This is a genomic window from Actinomadura sp. NPDC049382 (genome assembly GCF_040677125.1).
GTDB lineage: Bacteria > Actinomycetota > Actinomycetes > Streptosporangiales > Streptosporangiaceae > Spirillospora > Spirillospora geliboluensis.
Window position 1 is genome coordinate 51,634 of record NZ_JBFARO010000040.1, and the last position, 15,772, is coordinate 67,405.

A 15,772-nucleotide genomic window follows, 5' to 3' on the forward strand; every position below is an offset into this window, starting at 1 on the left:
GCTACGTCTGCGGGCGCGGGGATCCGCGGCGGGGCCGCATAGGCTCGGGTCCATGGCCGATGTGATCGTGTTCGACCTGTACGGAGTGATCGCCCGAACCCAGACCCCCGAGGCGATCCGGCGGATCGAGGGGCTCGCGGGGGCGCCCGGCCCCGCGTTCTGGGACGCCTACTGGGCCTGCCGCCCCGCCTACGACGCCGGGCAGGAGAGCGCGGCCTACTGGGCGGAGGTCGCGTCCCGCCTCGGCGTGTCGTTCCCCGACGTCCCCGCGCTGGTCGAGGCCGACCTCGACAGCTGGACGGACGTGGACGACGCCATGGTGGCGCTCGTCGGCGAGCTGGCCGACTCGGGCCGCACGCTCGGCCTGCTCTCCAACATCATCGGCGACCTGGTGCCGCGCTTCGAGGCCCGGCACGGCGCGCTGCTCGACCGCTTCGACGCGCTCGTCTACTCCTGCCACATCGGCGTCGCCAAGCCCGACCCGCGCGCCTACGAGATCTGCGCCGAGCGCCTCGGCGTCAAGCCCGGCGACGTCCTGTTCTTCGACGACACCGAGCGCAACGTCCGCGCCGCCCGCGAGGCCGGCATGCGCGCCGAGGTCTTCACCGGGCCCGACCAGGTCAGGGCTCTGGCCGGCTGACGCGCCGCGCCGGGCTCGTGACCTTGCCTTGCGCTCCGGGGCGTCCGGGCAGTGCGCCCGCGACCGCGGCCGTCGCCACCAGGAGGCCCGCCATCACCGCGAACGCGTCGGCGTAGTCGGAGGTCACGGCGACCAGCACGGCGAGGCCCAGCGCGGCTCCCGCCTGCTTCGTCGTGTTCATCAGGCCGGACGCGGCGCCGGCGTCCTCCCGGGGGACGCCGGCGGTGACGGCGTTGGTGATCGGGGTGTTCAGCAGCCCGCCGCCCACCGAGATGAGGACCGCGGGGCCGAGGACGTCCGTCAGGTAGGTGCCGCCGGGGGACAGGCCGCTCTGCCAGAGGAACCCCGCCGCGGCGATCAGCGACCCGATCGCGATCAGCGCGCGGTCGGACATCCGCCCCATGAGGCGGGGCGTGACACGCAGCGCGACGGCCATGGTCAGCAGCGTGTGCGGGAGGAAGCCGAGCCCCGTCTCCAAGGCGCTCAGACGCAGGACGTCCTGCATCGACAGCGCCAGGAAGTACCACATCGGATTCAGGCACGCCCCGGCGAGCAGCATCGCCGCGTTCCCGGCCGCGACCGTGCGGAGCCGCAGCAGACCGAGCGGCAGCAGCGGCGTCCGGGCCCGCGACTGCTGGAACGCGAACGCCGCCAGCGCGGCGGCCCCGGCGGCCAGCGCGGGCGCGTTCCAGCCGCGCGTGACGCCGTAGGTGAGCGATGCGACGCCCGCGGTCGCCAGCACGGCGCCCGGCACGTCCAGCCGCCGCCGTCCGCCCTTCGCGTTCTCGATCAGCCGCGCGGGGAGCAGCGCGAGGACGCCGATCGGGACGTTGACGAGCAGGATCCAGCGCCACGACAGCGCGTCGGTGAGCACGCCGCCGACGAGGTTGCCGGCCGTCCCGCCCGCGAGGCCGACGGCCGTCCACGCGGCGAGCGCGCGGGGCCGGACGTCCTCGCCGAACGCCGTGGTCAGGACGGTCAGCGTCGCGGGCGCCAGGAGGGCGGCGCCGACGCCCTGGAAGGCGCGCGCCGCGACGAGCGGGCCCGGCCCGGCGGCCAGCCCGCCGGCCAGGCTCGCCAGCGTGAACAGGGCCAGCCCCGCGACGAACACGCGGCGCAGCCCGTGGACGTCGGCGAGCCGGCCGCCGAGCAGCAGCAGCCCGGCGAAGGGGAGGGCGTAGGCGTTGACGACCCACTGGAGGTCGGCGGGCGCGAAGCGCAGGTCCGCCTGGATGGACGGCAGCGCGACGTTCACCACCGACACGTCCAGCACGACCATGAACTGGGCGGCGCACGCCAGGGCGAGCGCGGCTCGCTGCCGCGGCGTCATGAGGCTCCTCTGGTACGGACGTATCATTATGATACATCGGTATCATAAGGGCATGCCGAGGACCGCCGACCACGACGCCCGCCGCACGCAGATCATCGAGGGGCTCGTCCGCGTCGCCGGGCGCGACGGCCTGCACGCCGTCACCATGCGCTCGGTCGCGGCCGAGTCCGGGGTCTCACTGCGGCTCGTCCAGTACTACTTCGAGACCAAGGCGCGGCTCATGAACGCGGCGCTGGAGCGGCTCGAACGGCAGAGCCACGAACGCTGGGCGGCCCGCCTCGCCGGCCTGGACGACCCGTCACCGCGCGAGACCGTCGAGGCGCTGCTCGCCGAGGCACTGCCGACCGACCAGGAGAGCCGCCTGTTCCACCAGGTCTGGACGTCCTACGCCGTGCTCGCGCAGACCGAGCCGTCGCTCGCGGAGCAGCCCTTCGTGGACGGCCCCGACCGCCTGGAGGAACGCCTCGCGCGGATCCTCGCCGACACGTGCGAGGACCCGGCCATGGAGGCGGCGCGGGTGCTCGCCCTCGCCCACGGCCTCGGCACGAGCGTCCTGGCCGGGCGGCGGAGCCCCGAGTCCGCGATGCGCGTCCTCCGCCACCACCTGGACGAGATCTTCTAAGGCCCGCGGGCGGCCAGGGCGGCTAGGGCTTGCGGGCGACGCCGCCGAACGAGTCGATCGGCCGGGGCTCGCCGGCCTGGGGGAAGTCGGGCCGCCACAGCGGCGTCGACACCACGCCCGGCTCCAGCAGTTCCAGGCCCTCGAACAGCGCCTCGATGTACTCCGGCGTCCGCGCGTGATACGGCACGGTGCCGGCCTCCGCGCACAGCCGGAGCGCCTCGCCCCGGGCCGTGGCCTCGGCGGGCGTCCACTCGTCCAGGCCGAGCACGTTCGTCCCGTCGTTGATCGCCACGAGGCTGCCGGACGGCAGCGCGTCCACCAGCCGCCGGACGATGCCGGGCGGGTCGTCCTCGTCGGCGATGTTGCCGACGATGCCGAGCAGCAGCAGCCCGACGGGCTCGCTGAAGTCGAGCACGGCCCCGGCCGCCCGGACGATCTCCTCGGGCTCGCGGATGTCGGCCTCGATGTAGGAGCACGCGCCGCCCGGGACGCTCTTCAGCAGCGCCCGCGCGTGCGCCACCACCAGCGGGTCGTTGTCGACGTACACCACCCGCGCTTCGGGCACGTCCCGCTGCGCCACCTCATGGGTGTTGTCGACGGCGGGCAGCCCCGTCCCGATATCGAGGAACTGGCGGACGCCGAGGCCGGTCATGAAATGCACGACGCGGACCAGCAGCGCCCGCGACTGGCGCGCCACGTCCGCGATCTCCGGATACACCGCCGCGATCCTGTCGCCGATCTCGCGGTCCACCGGATAGGTGTCCTTGCCGCCGAGCCAGTGGTTCCACAACCGCGCCTGATGCGGTCGCGTCTTGTCGATGACAGGGCTCGGCCGGCCGGCGCCGTCGTCCATCATGAGACCTTCCCGCAGATGTCCGCGAACTTCCGCGCATCACCTTAGCCCCATTGTTGGTATGGGCGTCATTCGCGGACGAGTGCCGCCCATATCTGTCCACGGTATAAGCGGGAAGGAAGAATGGGATTTCCGAAAGAAACGAGTGGGACCGTCCGAAGAAGGGACGGTCCCGATGGCGGAGCGGCCGGAGTCAGTGCGGGGGCGGGAGCTCGGTGGCGGCCTTGGTGAGGCGGTCGCGGAGGGTCCGCAGGAGCTCGTCGCCCTGCTCGGTGAGCCGCTCGATCGCCGGGAGGGCCAAGTCGTCGCGGACGGTCGAGGCCAGCAGCTCGTCGTACTCGTGGGCCTTCTCGGCGATCGTCTCCAGGTGGCGCTGGGCGCGCAGGACCTCGTCCGCCGCCCTGGCGCGCTCGGCGTAGCGTTCGAGGGCCTCCACGCGGCGGGTCACCGCCGCGATGGAGATGTCCAGCTTCTCGCGCAGCGGGCGGAGCGCCGCCTCCACCTCGGGCAGCGTCGTCTCCCCGGCCATCTCGGCGTGGTCGGCGCGCAGCTTCGACTGCTTGGCGAGGACCTGGGCGATCTCCCACTCCTGCCGGGGCAGGGTGACCGCGTTGTCCACCGCGTCCAGCAGGCCCTCGCGGTTCACCGCGGAGTCGCGGACGGCGTCGATCGCCGCCTGGACGCGGGCCAGCAGCGCCCGGCCGTCGCCGTCGAGGTCGTCGGGCATGAGGTAGCGGTCGCGGCGCCGCTCCAGCTCGCGGGCGCGGCGCAGGTCCAGCGACACCGACGGGGTGCCGAGCGCGACCAGGACCGCGAGCATGCCGAGGCCGATCAGCCACAGCGAGCCGAGCAGCGGCGAGCCGAGCAGGCCGAGGGCGAGCACGGTCAGCGGTGCCAGCCACAGCAGCGGGCGGCGGCGGTCGACGATCGTGTCGAGTTCGGCGCGCAGGGTGGGGTCGGCGACCGGGCGCGGCTCGGCGGGGGAGCCGTCCTCGGGGGCGCGCGGCGGCGCCACCCGGCGCCAGACCGTGGAGACATGCGTCTCGAACGCGAAGTCGGTCCGCGCGATCTCGATCTCGGTCGGGCCGGCGGGCAGCGGCCACGAGCCGACCGGGTCGCCCCCGCCGGGCCCGGTGAAGCGGACCCACCAGCCGCCCTTGCCGTCGTCGCATCTGTAGCGGCCGGGGGCGATGTCGATGCCGACGAAGTACGTCCCGATACCCGGTATGGAATCACTCCACGAGCCACTGGTCACCGGAGACCTCCCGTACCTGAACGACGTCCGGGGGACGGTAAGAGTTGCATTACCCACATCCGACCGGGGAAAGCCGGATCGGGTTTGGAATACTCCACGGGTGCGACCTGACTACGACCCTCTCGATGATCCGCCCTGGGCGATGCAGTTGGTGGTACGGGCCGAGAAGGCCGATCCGCCGGGGCACGGCGCGGTCTGCGAGGCGGCGGCGACCGCCGTCGTCCGGCTGCTCACCGACCCCCGCGCGGTCGAGGGCGAATGGCGGGACGCCGTGCGCGAATGGGAGTCCCGGCGGATACGGAAGGTGACGCGGCGGGCGCGGGGCGTGCGCTGGCCGGAGGCGGCGGCGCTGCCCGGCGTCACCGTCGAGCACGCGGGCGCGCAGGTGCGGGCGTTCCCGCCGGGCCCGGTGTCGGACGTCCCGCCGCAGCTGGCGAAGCTGCAGGTCGCGGGCCTCGACCTCGCGGACGGCGAGCCGGAGCCGGCGCCGGAGCCGCCGTACGCGGCGATCGCCCTCAACCCGGACGTGACGATCACGACGGGGAAGGCCGCCGCGCAGTGCGGACACGCCGCGCAGCTGCTGCTCCGCCAGGGCCGCCGCAAGGACGTGGCGGCGTGGGTGGAGGCGGGGGCGGCCGTCCGGCTGGCCCGGGACGTCCCGTGGCGCGACTGCGTGAAGAAGGCGGCGATCGCCGTGCGCGACGGCGGGTTCACCGAGGTCCCGCCGGGGACGATGACCGCGATCGCCTGGATCGTCCGCAAGTAGTGACCCTGGGGCGCGGCGTGCCGGCCGGGCCGGCACGCCGCGCAGCCGGTCAGGGCAGGGTGACGGCGACGGGCGCGATGCCCGCCGCGCGGATGAGGGACGGCAGGCGCCCGGCGAACGGGTGGTGGTCCACCGGCAGGCCCCGCGGGTTGTCGATCACGTAGTGGACCGTCCCGCCGGCGCGGGTCTCGGCCCATGCCGCGCCGAGCGACCGCAGCACGGACGCGGCCTTCGCGGCGTCCGCCGCCTTCACCGACACGCGGATCGGCGACTCGTAGGACGGCAGCTCGGCCGCCTCCCGCACCGCCTTCGCCGTGCCCTGGGGCGCCGCGGCCGCCGCCGGATCGGGGCCGAGGATCGCGTTGTAGAGCAGCTTGGCCGTGCCGTCGCTGAACGCGCGGAAGTTCGGCTCCGCCGCGAACAGCACGGAGCGGCCCGCGCCGACGGGCTGGTCGACGACCGCGGCGGTACCGCCCAGCTCGGCCGCGCCCCGCTCGAACCCGGAGACGAACCAGTCGGGCGAGTCCGCCGGCGGGTACGCCGCGGCGACGCCGCTGGAGGCGTTCATCACCAGGTCGTAGGAGGTGAAGTTCCACGCCGCCGGGCCGACGCCCTTCGCCAGCGGGCTCGACCCGTCCACCTTCACCCGGAACAGCGTGCCGGGGATGTCGGACGTGGGTTCGGCCAGCGTCGCGGTCGTCAGGCCGAGCCGCGCGGCGAGCTGCGTCCCGCCCTGCCAGCCGATGTAGCGGCCGCCGTCGCGCGTCCACCGCTGGAGCGCGGCCCGGCCCGTGTCGCCGAGCGCGGTGTAGGCGGACGACGCCGGGCCGTCCGGCGTGACGAGGACCTCGATGCCGCCGAGCCTGCCCGCCGCGACGTCCGCCGGGGTGAGCAGGGTGAACGGCAGCTTCCAGTCGCGGTCGAGGCGGTGCCGCAGCCAGCCCGCCGACTGGCGCGCGGACGACGACGTCGCCGACAGCTGCAGGATGCCGAGCTTGGGCGCCTTCCCCTCATGGCCGGGACGCGGCGCGGGCAGTGTCGGAACCGGCACGGCGCTCGGCCGCAGCACGGCCCCGGACGACCCGCCGGCCACGTTGCCCAGCAGCGGCAGGCTCCACGCCGTCACGTCGTAGAAGTACGGGAACGGCGTGTAGGAGTCCTCGTTGAGCATGGCCTGGATCCAGTGCTTCTGGCCCTGAGCCATCGAGATCCAGTACGTGCCCGCAGGGAGGGTGGTCTTGGCCTCGGCGTGCCCGTACGCCTTGAAGTCCGGGACGGTCAGCGGCCGGACGAGCTTCTTGACCTGCACGCCCATGCGCTGAAGCCGCCGCACGATCTGCCGGACCTCGGCGCGCTTGGCCGGGTCGTCGTCCCGCAGGAAGTAGCTCCGCACCTTCCGGTCGGGCACCGGACGGTCGATCGTGTTCGGCGGGTTGTAGATCTGGTTGGGCTCCAGCTTCCCTGCCTTGCCCTGGGCGTGGGCGTCCACCGTCATCTGGCGCCACTCCGTCAGGACGCGGTGCCGGTTGCGGGCGGCGGCCGACAGCGTCACCCACTGGGTGAGGTACTGCTCCTTCACCCGCTCCGGGTACGGGCTCTCGTCGCCCTTCTCGAACGTCATCCCGGCGGCGTGGAACGCGCTGGTCGGGACCGAGTCCCCGTAGCCCTGGTAGAAGAGGTCGTAGACGTCGCGGTTGAAGAAGTCGATGCCCTGCCGCGTGAACTCGGCGGCCATCGCCGCGCCGTACAGGTCGTTGATCCAGCCGACGGCCTGCTCGGGCGTCTCGTGGTAGATCGGGTCGGCGTTCGGCGGGAAGAAGTACGACGTCCCGCCCATCTCGTGCGCGTCGATGTAGAGGACCGGCGGGTACTGGTTCAGCATCGCCAGCTTGCCGTCGGTCTCCGGCTGGGTGCGCGCGAACCAGTCGCGGTTCATGTCGAACCCGTAGGCGTTCTGGCGGGTGTTCAGCTCGCGCCCGTCTGGGTTCTGCGTCGGCAGGACGACGACGAGCGCGTTGTCGAGGATCGCCGTCGCGGCGCAGTCCCGGCGGTCGCCGAGGTCGCGCAGCACCTTCAGCGCCGCGTCGGTGCCGCTCGGCTCGTCGCCGTGGACGTTGCCGCTGACCCACAGGATCGGGACGCCGCGCTCGGTGATCCGCTCGGCGAGCGCCTCCGGCGTGCGCGGGTCGCGCAGCCGCGCGGCCTCCCGCCGCACCTTGGCCAGCCCCGCCTTGGACAGCAGCGCCGGACGTCCCGCGATCGCGTACTTGAGCGGGCGCCCCTGCGCGGACGTGGCGAGCGTCCCGGACACGACGCGCTCGCTCTTGGCGGCGACCGCCTCCAGGTAGGCGTCGGACTCGGCGGCGCTGACCGGCCGCTCGCCGAGCTCGAAGCCGAGGACCTGCTCCGGTGCGGGGACCCTGCCCCGGTAGACCGGTGAGGTCTGGGTCGGGTCACAGGCCGCCGCGGGGGCGGCGGGCCGTGCCGATGCGGGTGCCGCGAGCGCCGCGGGCACCGCGAGGGACGCCGCCACCACCACGGGCAACGCCAGTTCTCGGGCTCTCATGAGCCACAACGTGACATCGGGTGCGGGCGGCACCAACGGCAAGATCTGCCAAGATCAGTCGTGCTGCTCGGCGGGCGGCTGGGCCTGCTGCGACGGCGCCTGCCGGGGTGCCTGCTGGGGCGACGGCTGGGACGGCGACGGCTGCGCCGGCGGCGGGACGGGGCGCGGGCGCGGGCCGGTCAGCGCGACGGCGCGGTCGATCGCCTGGAGGGCGAACTCCTGCGTGCGGGTGAGCCCGCGCGGCCCGACGGGGGAGGAGCCGGGCTCGGCCGCCGTGCGCATGCCGGCGAGCTGGGCCTTCGCGCTGAGCCCGTACGACAGGAACAGCAGCACGACGAACGCCGCCAGGTAGAGCAGGTGCTGGATCAGGCCGCCCCACCGGCCGGTGAACACGTCCAGGACGGCGAACATCGCGAACCCGGCCATCCAGCCCGCCAGCGGCGGCACGAACAGCATGTCGCGGCGCAGCGCCACGCCCGCCGCCGCGCAGAGCAGCAGGAGCGCCTCGACGGCCTTGACGGCGACGACGACGCCGCTCGCCGGGCCGGAGCCGAAGTAGCCCTCGGCCTCGTCCACCCGGTCGCCCCACAGCAGCACGCCGCTGGCCAGGACCGCCACCCCGTAGGCGAGGAGGAACACGCCGACCGCGTAGTGGAACCGGTGCCACGTCCGCGCGCCCCGTCCGAGGCCGCCCGCCGGCGCGGCGGCCGGGCCGGCTCCTGGCTGGGCACCCGCGCCCACCGTCATTGTCGCCCCCATGTTCCCGGTTCATGTACTACGCGCAAGATATCCCGGATAGGGTCCCCGGGACCTCCGAACGCGGGCCGCCCCCGCCGCCCGTCCCGGTGCCGCACCGCGCTGACCTGGCGATGTGCTTGCACCCGGGCCGGTGAAGCGGGAGGGTGAGTACCGTACACGTCGGGCCGCGCGGAGTCCGTGAGGAAGCAAGGATGACGCCTGACGATACGGGAACGGCCGCGCCGTCGAAGACGCGGATCGAATATCTGGAAGAGCTCGGGGGCGAGCTGGTCAAACGCGGCCTCCGGGTACGGCTCACGCTGCCCCGCGGCCAGTCGCCGAGCCTGCACGTCCTGAACCCGGACGCGGCCGCGCTCACCGAGAACATCATGGCCGAGCAGGGCGCCGACGGCTGGTGGTACTGGTGGTCGTGGTCGGAGCGCATCGCCGCCGCCGACGACGTCACCACCGCGGCCGACCGCGTCGCCGTGGTCCTCGCCGCCCGCTGATCCTCCCTACGCACCGGTTCTCCGCCGCGCGCTGACGCGCGGCCCCGCGCCGTGCCCTGCGCTGCGCCCGTAAGCCCGCGCGCCGTGCCCGTGAGCCCTGCGCCGTGCCCGCGTGCCGTGCGCTTTCAGGGAGGTCCGGCGCTTCCGCCCGCCCTAGAACCCTGCTCGGCGGGGCGCTGGGTGAATGTTGAGCCGCGAAACATTTCGCGGGCGCCGCCTCGCCCGCCCGTGCCCGGCGGGCGCCCGCGCCGGGGCGCCGCCATGCCCGGGCCACCCCTCGTCCCACCCATGTTGATCTCGTGTTACGTGATTGTTACCGCCGACAACAAATCAACATGCCGACAGGTCTGGCGTGATGGACAAGCGCGACATAAGTTGCGGGACACAACATTCACCCCGGTGGACGTGTGATCTCGCTCACCGGGTCGGAAGACCCGGCCGCGGCACGGCGGCCGCCCCCCAGAAAGGACCCGGGCAATGCGCAAGGGCATCCTCGGCCTGATGGCCCTCACGACGGCCGCGGCGCTCAGCCTCACCGCGTGCGGGGACGACGGCAACGACTCCGGCGGAGACGCGGCGAAGGGCAAGGTCGGCGTGATCCTGCCCGACACGGCCTCGTCCGCGCGGTGGGAGAACTTCGACCGCCCCTACCTCGAGCAGGCCTTCAAGGCCGCCGGCATCCAGAGCGACATCCAGAACGCGGAAGGCTCCGCGCAGCGGTTCCAGACCATCGCCGACCAGATGCTGACGAGCGGCGTCACCGTCCTGCTCGTCACCGGCCTCGACTCCAACTCCGCCGCCGCCGTGCAGCGCAAGGCGCAGGCGCAGGGCGTCAAGACCATCGACTACGACCGGCTCACCCTGGGCGGCGTCGCCGACTACTACGTCTCCTTCGACAACGTGAAGGTCGGCGAGACGATGGCCGTCGGCCTGCAGAAGTGCCTGGGCGAGAAGGACGCCAACATCGTCTACCTCAACGGCTCGCCCTCCGACAACAACGCGACCCTCTTCGCCAAGGGCTCGCACAACGTGCTCGACAAGGTCTCCACCTACAAGAAGGTCGCCGAGCAGCCCGTCCCGGAGTGGGAGGCCGAGAAGGCCGCCACGCTCTTCGAGCAGATGTGGACCGAGCAGAAGGGCAAGATCGACGGTGTGCTCGCCGCGAACGACAACCTCGGCAACGCGGTGATCTCGATCCTGAAGAAGAACCAGCGCGCGGGCAAGGTCCCGGTCACCGGTCAGGACGCCACCGTTCAGGGCCTGCAGAACATTCTCGACGGCACCCAGTGCACGTCGGTCTACAAGCCGTCCAAGCTGGAGGCCGACGCGGCGGTGAAGCTGGCCGTCTCCCTCATCAAGGGCGAGAAGGGCGAGACCACCGCCACCGAGCACGACCCGATCGGCAAGCGCGACGTCCCGTCGGTGCTGCTGGAGCCGATCGGCATCACCAAGGAGAACGTCAAGAAGGTCGTCGACGACGGCTCGGTCAAGGCGGCCGACCTCTGCAAGGGGGCGTACGCGGCCAAGTGCGAGGCCGCCGGCATCACGGTCCAGTAACGACCCCCGCCGACCTCGTGGCGGGCCCCACCCGCTGAGGGCGTCCCGGGCACCCGGAAGCCCGGGGCGCCGGGGGCCCGCCACGGGCGCGCGACAGACAGTGGAAGGAACCACGTGGCTGAAAACGGAGACCCCGTCCTCCGCCTGACCGGGCTCAACAAGAGCTTCGGTGCCGTCCACGTCCTGCACGACGTGGACTTCACGCTGCGGCTCGGCGAGGTCATGGCCCTCGTCGGCGACAACGGAGCGGGCAAGTCGACCCTGATCAAGTGCATCGCCGGGATCCACCCGATCGACTCGGGGCAGATCGAGTTCGACGGGCGCCCGGTGACGATCGACGGGCCGCGCGCCGCGGCCGACCTCGGCATCGAGGTCGTCTACCAGGACCTCGCGCTCGCCGACAACCTCGACATCGTGCAGAACATGTTCCTCGGCCGCGAGCGCAAGCACGGCCTCATCCTGGACGAGGCGTCGATGGAGGAGTCCGCCCGGGAGGTCCTCGCACGGCTGTCGGTCCGCACCGTCAAGTCCGTCCGCCAGCAGGTGTCGAGCCTGTCCGGCGGGCAGCGGCAGACGGTCGCCATCGCCAAGGCCGCGCTGTGGGAGTCCAAGGTCGTCATCCTGGACGAGCCCACCGCCGCGCTCGGCGTCGCCCAGACCCAGCAGGTGCTCAACCTCGTCCGGCGCCTCGCCGACAGCGGCCACGCCGTCGTGCTGATCTCGCACAACATGAACGACGTCTTCGAGGTGGCCGACCGCATCACCGCGCTGTACCTCGGCCGGGTCGCCGCGGACGTCGCCCGCTCCGAGGTCACCCACGGCCAGGTCGTGGAACTCATCACCGCCGGCCGTTCCGGTGATCTCGGCCTCGCGCCGACGACCGCCGCAGAGAGCATCTGAGGGGGGACCACGTGTCCACCGACATCCCGACTCCGAAGGACACCGCCATGACGCTGGCGGACGCGGACTTCGCGACCGACCGGCGCGAGCACGACATGAGGTCGGCGGCGCTGGACTACTGGAACAAGATCAAGGCCGGCGAGCTCGGCGCGCTCCCCGCCATCCTCGGCCTGATCTCCCTCGTCATCCTGTTCACCGCGCTGAAGCCCGACACCTTCCTCAGCAAGGCGAACATCGCGAACCTGTCCACCCAGGCGCTGCCCATCACGATCCTCGCGATGGGCCTGGTGTTCGTCCTGCTGGTGGGCGAGATCGACCTGGCCGCGGGCGTGGCGAGCGGCCTGTCCGCCGCCGTCATGGCAAAGATCCTGGTGGACGGCGGCCAGCCCTGGTACGTCGCGATCATCAGCGCGGTGGCGACCGGCGTCCTCATCGGCACCGTGATCGGCTGGCTCGTCTCCGTACTGCGAATACCGTCGTTCGTCGTCACGCTCGCGTTCTTCCTCGGCCTCCAGGGCATCACGCTGCGGCTGATCGGCGAGGGCGGCACCGTGCCCGTCCGCGACGAGGTCATCGTGGCGATCGCCACCAAGAACATGCCGATCTGGCTCGGCTGGACGCTCGCCGTCGCCTGCTCCGTCGGCTACGCCGCGACGCAGGTGCTGCGCTGGCGCCGGCAGCGCGTCCGCGAGCTGCACTCCAAGCCGCTGGAGTTCGTGCTCGCCCAGTCCGGCGTCGTCGCCGCCGCACTGCTGATCAGCACGTTCGTGCTCAGCCAGGACCGCGCCCCGAGCCCGCTGATCACGCTCGGCGGCATCCCGTGGGGCGTCCTGCTGGTCGGCATCCTGCTGATCGTCTGCACGTTCGTGCTGGGCCGCACCGCCTACGGCCGGCACATCTACGCCGTCGGCGGCAACGCCGAGGCCGCGCGCCGCGCCGGCATCAACGTCGTCCGCATCCGGATCTCCGTCTTCATGATCGGCTCCGGGCTGGCGGCGGTCAGCGGCATCGTGGCCGCGTCCCGGCTCAACTCGGTCGCCGTCAACGCGGGCGCGGGCAACACGCTGCTGTACGCGGTCGGCGCCGCCGTCATCGGCGGGACGAGCCTGTTCGGCGGCCGCGGCAAGGCCCGCGACGCCGTCCTCGGCGGGCTCGTCATCGCGATCATCGAGAACGGGCTCGGCCTGCTCGGCACCAAGGCGTACCTGAGCTTCCTCATCACCGGGGTGGTGCTCCTGCTCGCCGCCACCATGGACGCGCTGGCCAGGCGGCGGCGCACGGCCGCCGGGCGATGAGCCCGCGGACGCGGTGACCCCGTGGAAGCGGTGACCCGGTGAACGCGGCCGGGGACGCCTGGGAGCCGGTGGCCCGCACCATCGGCTCCCGGCCGTGGCCGGGCGGCGATTCCGCCGGTACGTCCGCCGGGACCGCTGCTGATACGCTCACGGATCACGACCGCCTGGCGCGCGGCGGCGGTGTGGCACGGTGGGAGCCCCTCGGCATGTCAGTGACGCCAGCCATCGACCTGCGCGGCATCGAGAAGAGCTTCGGTTCCGTGAAGGTTCTGCACGACGTCTCGTTCTCCGCCTACCCCGGCGAGATCACCGCACTGGTCGGCGACAACGGCGCCGGCAAGTCCACGCTGGTCAACTGCATCGGCGGCATCCACGCGTTCGACAGGGGCGAGTACCGGTTCGAGGGCGAGCCGGTGCGGATCGGCAGCCCGCGCGCCGCGGCCCGGCTCGGCATCGAGATCGTCCACCAGGACCTCGCGCTCTGCGAGAACCTCGACATCGTGCAGAACCTCTACCTCGGCCGGGAGCGGCGCAGCGGCCCCGTCCTCGACGAGGACCTGATGGAGGAGACGGCCCGCACCGCGCTGTCGGGGCTCGCCGTCCGCACGCTCGGCTCGGTCCGCCGCCGGGTCGCCACGCTGTCGGGCGGGCAGCGGCAGATCGTCGCCATCGCCCGCGCCGTCCTGCAGGACGCCAAGGTCGTCGTGCTGGACGAGCCGTCCGCCGCGCTCGGCATCGCGCAGAGCCAGCAGGTGCTGGAGTTCGTCCGGCGGCTCGCCGACAAGGGTCTCGCGGTGGTGCTGATCTCGCACAACATGAACGACGTCTTCGCGATCTCCGACCGGATCGCCGCGCTCTACCTCGGCCGGATGGTGGCCCAGGTCAGGACCGCCGACGTCACCCACCGGCAGGTCGTCGAGCTGATCACCTCGGGCACCGGTGGAGAGCCGGGGCCGCACCGATGATGAAGGCGGGCCCGTCGCAGGAGGACGTCCGGCGGCACAACCTCGGAACCCTGCTGCGCTTCGTGCACCTGCGCGGCCCGGCGTCGCGGGCGACGCTGGCCGAGTCGCTCGGCCTCAACCGCAGCACGATCATGGCGCTGACGTCCGACCTCACCGCGGCCGGGCTCGTCCGCGAGGAGCTGCCGCGCGGCCCCGGACGGCGCGCCGGGCGGCCCTCCCTCGTCGTCCGGCCCGAGTCGACCCGCGTGTACGTGCTGGCGTTCGAGGTCGGCGTCGACCGGCTCGTCGTCGCCCGCGTCGGCCTCGGCGGCGTCGTGCTCGACCGCCGGGAGGGCGTGCGCGCCCGCGACTCCGACCCCGCCGACCTGCTCGGCGTGCTCGTCGCGGGCGCCCGCGCGCTGGTCCGCAAGGCCGAGCGCGACGCCGTCTGCGTCGGCGCCGCCCTCGGGTTCCCCGGCACCGTCCGCCGCGCCGACGACACCATCATGTTCGGCCCGAACCTCGACGTCGGCGACCTGCGGCTCGGGGACGCGCTGTCGCGCCGCCTCGGCCTCGGCATCCCCGTCTCGGTCTGCAACGACGCCAACCTCGGCGCCCTCGCCGAGCACGAGCGCGGCGCCGGGGTGAACTGCGACAACCTCATCTACCTGCACGGCGACGTCGGCGTCGGCGGCGGCATCATCGCGCACGGCCGGCTGCTCGGCGGCGACGAGGGGTTCGGCGGCGAGATCGGCCACATGATCATCAACCCGGGCGGACGGCGCTGCGCGTGCGGCTCGAAGGGCTGCCTGGAGGCCGAGGTCGGCGAGCGGGCCCTGCTCGACCACGCCGGCCAGGCGGAGCACCCCGGGCAGGCGGGCCGGGACGCGGTCCGCGCCGTCCTCGCGTCCGCCGACGCGGGCGACATCGCGGCGCGGGAGGCGCTGCAGCGGGTCGGCACCTGGCTCGGCCTCGGCGTGGCCAGCCTCGTCAACGTGTTCAACCCCGGCATGATCGTCTTCGGCGGGACGCTCCGCGACATCTACCTCGGCGCCGCCGCGCAGATCCGCAGCGTCCTCGCCACCGGCGCGCTCGCCGCGCCCCGCGAGAAGGTCAAGCTCCGCACGGCCGCGCTCGGCGACGACACCACCCTCGTCGGCGCCGCAGAGTTCGCCTTCGCCGAGGTGCTCTCCGACCCCGTCCAGGTGCTGACCAGGCTGCGGGCCCCCGAGGACAGCCCCGTCTGAGACCCCGCTAGGGGCGCCGCGCCTCCGGCGCGTGCAGGGGCACCGTGGTGTACGGGGTGACGAACGCGAACGCCATCATGCCGTCCATCAGGAGGCCGCCGGCGGCGGCGAGCCGCGACTTGAGGCGCGCGCCGAGGCGGGCGTGCTCGTGCAGGGTCGCCCACGCCAGCCAGCCGACGGCGACGACGGCCCAGTAGGACACCAGGCGGTACAGGCCGACGGCCGCCGCGGCGGGGGAGAGGGCCGCGCCGAACGCCACCAGGGACGCGGCCATGCTGCCCTCGATCGCGCCGAGGCCGCCCGGCAGCAGCGGCAGCGCGCTGCCCGCGGCCTGCGCGGCGAAGTAGGTGAGGGCGACCCCGTTCGGGGAGACCTCGATGCCGACCGCGTTCGCCGCCGCCAGCAGCGCGAGGATGTCGAACACCCAGTTCAGCAGGGCGAGCGCGGCGAGCGCGGCCCAGTCGCGGCGGGTCGGGCGCAGCACGTCGCGGACGCCGGCCAGCCGCTCGGCGTACGGGGCGATCCGCGGATGGGCGAGCGCCCACCGGTG

The 15,772-nt window shown here is 73.3% G+C and carries 15 protein-coding genes; 9 read left to right on the top strand and 6 right to left on the bottom strand.

Annotated features, from left to right (window positions below; genetic code table 11):
• Window positions 1-52 precede the first annotated feature (52 nt).
• Window positions 53-640: an HAD family phosphatase gene (locus AB0K34_RS23620; protein ID WP_364550866.1), complete on the top strand. Its 588-nt coding sequence runs from the start codon at window positions 53-55 to the stop codon at window positions 638-640.
• Here the strand turns inward: AB0K34_RS23620 and AB0K34_RS23625 are convergent.
• Window positions 621-1,970 carry an MFS transporter gene (locus AB0K34_RS23625; protein ID WP_364550868.1) on the bottom strand — a complete coding sequence of 450 codons (1,350 nt, stop codon included), beginning with the start codon at window positions 1,968-1,970 and terminating at the stop codon, window positions 621-623. The genes AB0K34_RS23620 and AB0K34_RS23625 overlap by 20 nt on opposite strands.
• A 52-nt stretch (window positions 1,971-2,022) precedes the next feature.
• On the opposite strand from AB0K34_RS23625, the gene AB0K34_RS23630 reads away from it, so the two are divergent.
• Complete coding sequence (locus tag AB0K34_RS23630) at window positions 2,023-2,592, top strand: TetR/AcrR family transcriptional regulator (protein WP_364550870.1); 570 nt, start codon at window positions 2,023-2,025, stop codon at window positions 2,590-2,592.
• Between the two features lie 22 nt (window positions 2,593-2,614).
• Here the strand turns inward: AB0K34_RS23630 and AB0K34_RS23635 are convergent, their stop codons facing one another.
• Window positions 2,615-3,448: an SAM-dependent methyltransferase gene (locus tag AB0K34_RS23635; protein WP_205719382.1), complete on the bottom strand. Its 834-nt coding sequence runs from the start codon at window positions 3,446-3,448 to the stop codon at window positions 2,615-2,617.
• Window positions 3,449-3,638: 190 nt separating this feature from the next.
• The gene (locus AB0K34_RS23640; protein WP_364550871.1) at window positions 3,639-4,700 is read right to left on the bottom strand and encodes a hypothetical protein; all 1,062 of its coding nucleotides are present in this window, start codon (window positions 4,698-4,700) and stop codon (window positions 3,639-3,641) included.
• A gap of 100 nt (window positions 4,701-4,800) precedes the next feature.
• On the opposite strand from AB0K34_RS23640, the gene AB0K34_RS23645 reads away from it, so the two are divergent.
• Window positions 4,801-5,466 carry a hypothetical protein gene (locus tag AB0K34_RS23645; RefSeq protein ID WP_364550873.1) on the top strand — a complete coding sequence of 222 codons (666 nt, stop codon included), beginning with the start codon at window positions 4,801-4,803 and terminating at the stop codon, window positions 5,464-5,466.
• A gap of 49 nt (window positions 5,467-5,515) precedes the next feature.
• Here the strand turns inward: AB0K34_RS23645 and AB0K34_RS23650 are convergent, their stop codons facing one another.
• On the bottom strand, window positions 5,516-8,032 hold the full coding sequence (locus AB0K34_RS23650; protein WP_364550875.1) for a M14 family zinc carboxypeptidase: 2,517 nt from the start codon (window positions 8,030-8,032) through the stop codon (window positions 5,516-5,518).
• A gap of 54 nt (window positions 8,033-8,086) precedes the next feature.
• On the bottom strand, window positions 8,087-8,779 hold the full coding sequence (locus AB0K34_RS23655; protein ID WP_364550877.1) for a hypothetical protein: 693 nt from the start codon (window positions 8,777-8,779) through the stop codon (window positions 8,087-8,089).
• A 203-nt stretch (window positions 8,780-8,982) separates the two neighbouring features.
• Here AB0K34_RS23655 and AB0K34_RS23660 point away from each other — a divergent pair, with 203 nt between their 5' ends.
• The 6 genes from AB0K34_RS23660 to AB0K34_RS23685 all read left to right on the top strand — a co-directional run bounded on the left by AB0K34_RS23660 (window position 8,983) and on the right by AB0K34_RS23685 (window position 15,222).
• Window positions 8,983-9,279 carry a hypothetical protein gene (locus tag AB0K34_RS23660; RefSeq protein WP_301175984.1) on the top strand — a complete coding sequence of 99 codons (297 nt, stop codon included), beginning with the start codon at window positions 8,983-8,985 and terminating at the stop codon, window positions 9,277-9,279.
• 477 nt (window positions 9,280-9,756) lie between these two features.
• Window positions 9,757-10,836, top strand: coding sequence for a sugar ABC transporter substrate-binding protein (locus AB0K34_RS23665; protein WP_364550879.1), 1,080 nt, complete (start codon window positions 9,757-9,759; stop codon window positions 10,834-10,836).
• A gap of 114 nt (window positions 10,837-10,950) precedes the next feature.
• Window positions 10,951-11,736, top strand: coding sequence for an ATP-binding cassette domain-containing protein (locus tag AB0K34_RS23670; protein ID WP_138639966.1), 786 nt, complete (start codon window positions 10,951-10,953; stop codon window positions 11,734-11,736).
• 11 nt (window positions 11,737-11,747) lie between these two features.
• Window positions 11,748-13,031: an ABC transporter permease gene (locus AB0K34_RS23675; RefSeq protein WP_240808339.1), complete on the top strand. Its 1,284-nt coding sequence runs from the start codon at window positions 11,748-11,750 to the stop codon at window positions 13,029-13,031.
• A gap of 206 nt (window positions 13,032-13,237) precedes the next feature.
• Window positions 13,238-13,996, top strand: a complete 759-nt coding sequence (locus tag AB0K34_RS23680; RefSeq protein WP_138639967.1) for an ATP-binding cassette domain-containing protein — start codon at window positions 13,238-13,240, stop codon at window positions 13,994-13,996.
• The gene (locus AB0K34_RS23685) at window positions 13,996-15,222 is read left to right on the top strand and encodes an ROK family transcriptional regulator (protein WP_138639975.1); all 1,227 of its coding nucleotides are present in this window, start codon (window positions 13,996-13,998) and stop codon (window positions 15,220-15,222) included. Before AB0K34_RS23680 ends, AB0K34_RS23685 begins: the two co-directional genes overlap by 1 nt.
• Window positions 15,223-15,229: 7 nt before the next feature.
• Here the strand turns inward: AB0K34_RS23685 and AB0K34_RS23690 are convergent.
• On the bottom strand, window positions 15,230-15,772 hold a 543-nt coding region (locus tag AB0K34_RS23690; protein WP_364550881.1), incomplete at its 5' end, for a flippase-like domain-containing protein.

Bases quoted from the DNA above. Each gene is read 5' to 3' on its own strand.
- AB0K34_RS23630 (WP_364550870.1), top strand. From the start codon at position 2,023: ATGCCGAGGACCGCCGACCACGACGCCCGCCGCACGCAGATCATCGAG.
- AB0K34_RS23650 (WP_364550875.1), bottom strand. From the start codon at position 8,032: ATGAGAGCCCGAGAACTGGCGTTGCCCGTGGTGGTGGCGGCGTCCCTC.
- AB0K34_RS23660 (WP_301175984.1), top strand. From the start codon at position 8,983: ATGACGCCTGACGATACGGGAACGGCCGCGCCGTCGAAGACGCGGATC.
- AB0K34_RS23655 (WP_364550877.1), bottom strand. From the start codon at position 8,779: ATGACGGTGGGCGCGGGTGCCCAGCCAGGAGCCGGCCCGGCCGCCGCG.
- AB0K34_RS23685 (WP_138639975.1), top strand. From the start codon at position 13,996: ATGAAGGCGGGCCCGTCGCAGGAGGACGTCCGGCGGCACAACCTCGGA.
- AB0K34_RS23620 (WP_364550866.1), top strand. From the start codon at position 53: ATGGCCGATGTGATCGTGTTCGACCTGTACGGAGTGATCGCCCGAACC.
- AB0K34_RS23680 (WP_138639967.1), top strand. From the start codon at position 13,238: ATGTCAGTGACGCCAGCCATCGACCTGCGCGGCATCGAGAAGAGCTTC.
- AB0K34_RS23625 (WP_364550868.1), bottom strand. From the start codon at position 1,970: ATGACGCCGCGGCAGCGAGCCGCGCTCGCCCTGGCGTGCGCCGCCCAG.
- AB0K34_RS23635 (WP_205719382.1), bottom strand. From the start codon at position 3,448: ATGATGGACGACGGCGCCGGCCGGCCGAGCCCTGTCATCGACAAGACG.
- AB0K34_RS23665 (WP_364550879.1), top strand. From the start codon at position 9,757: ATGCGCAAGGGCATCCTCGGCCTGATGGCCCTCACGACGGCCGCGGCG.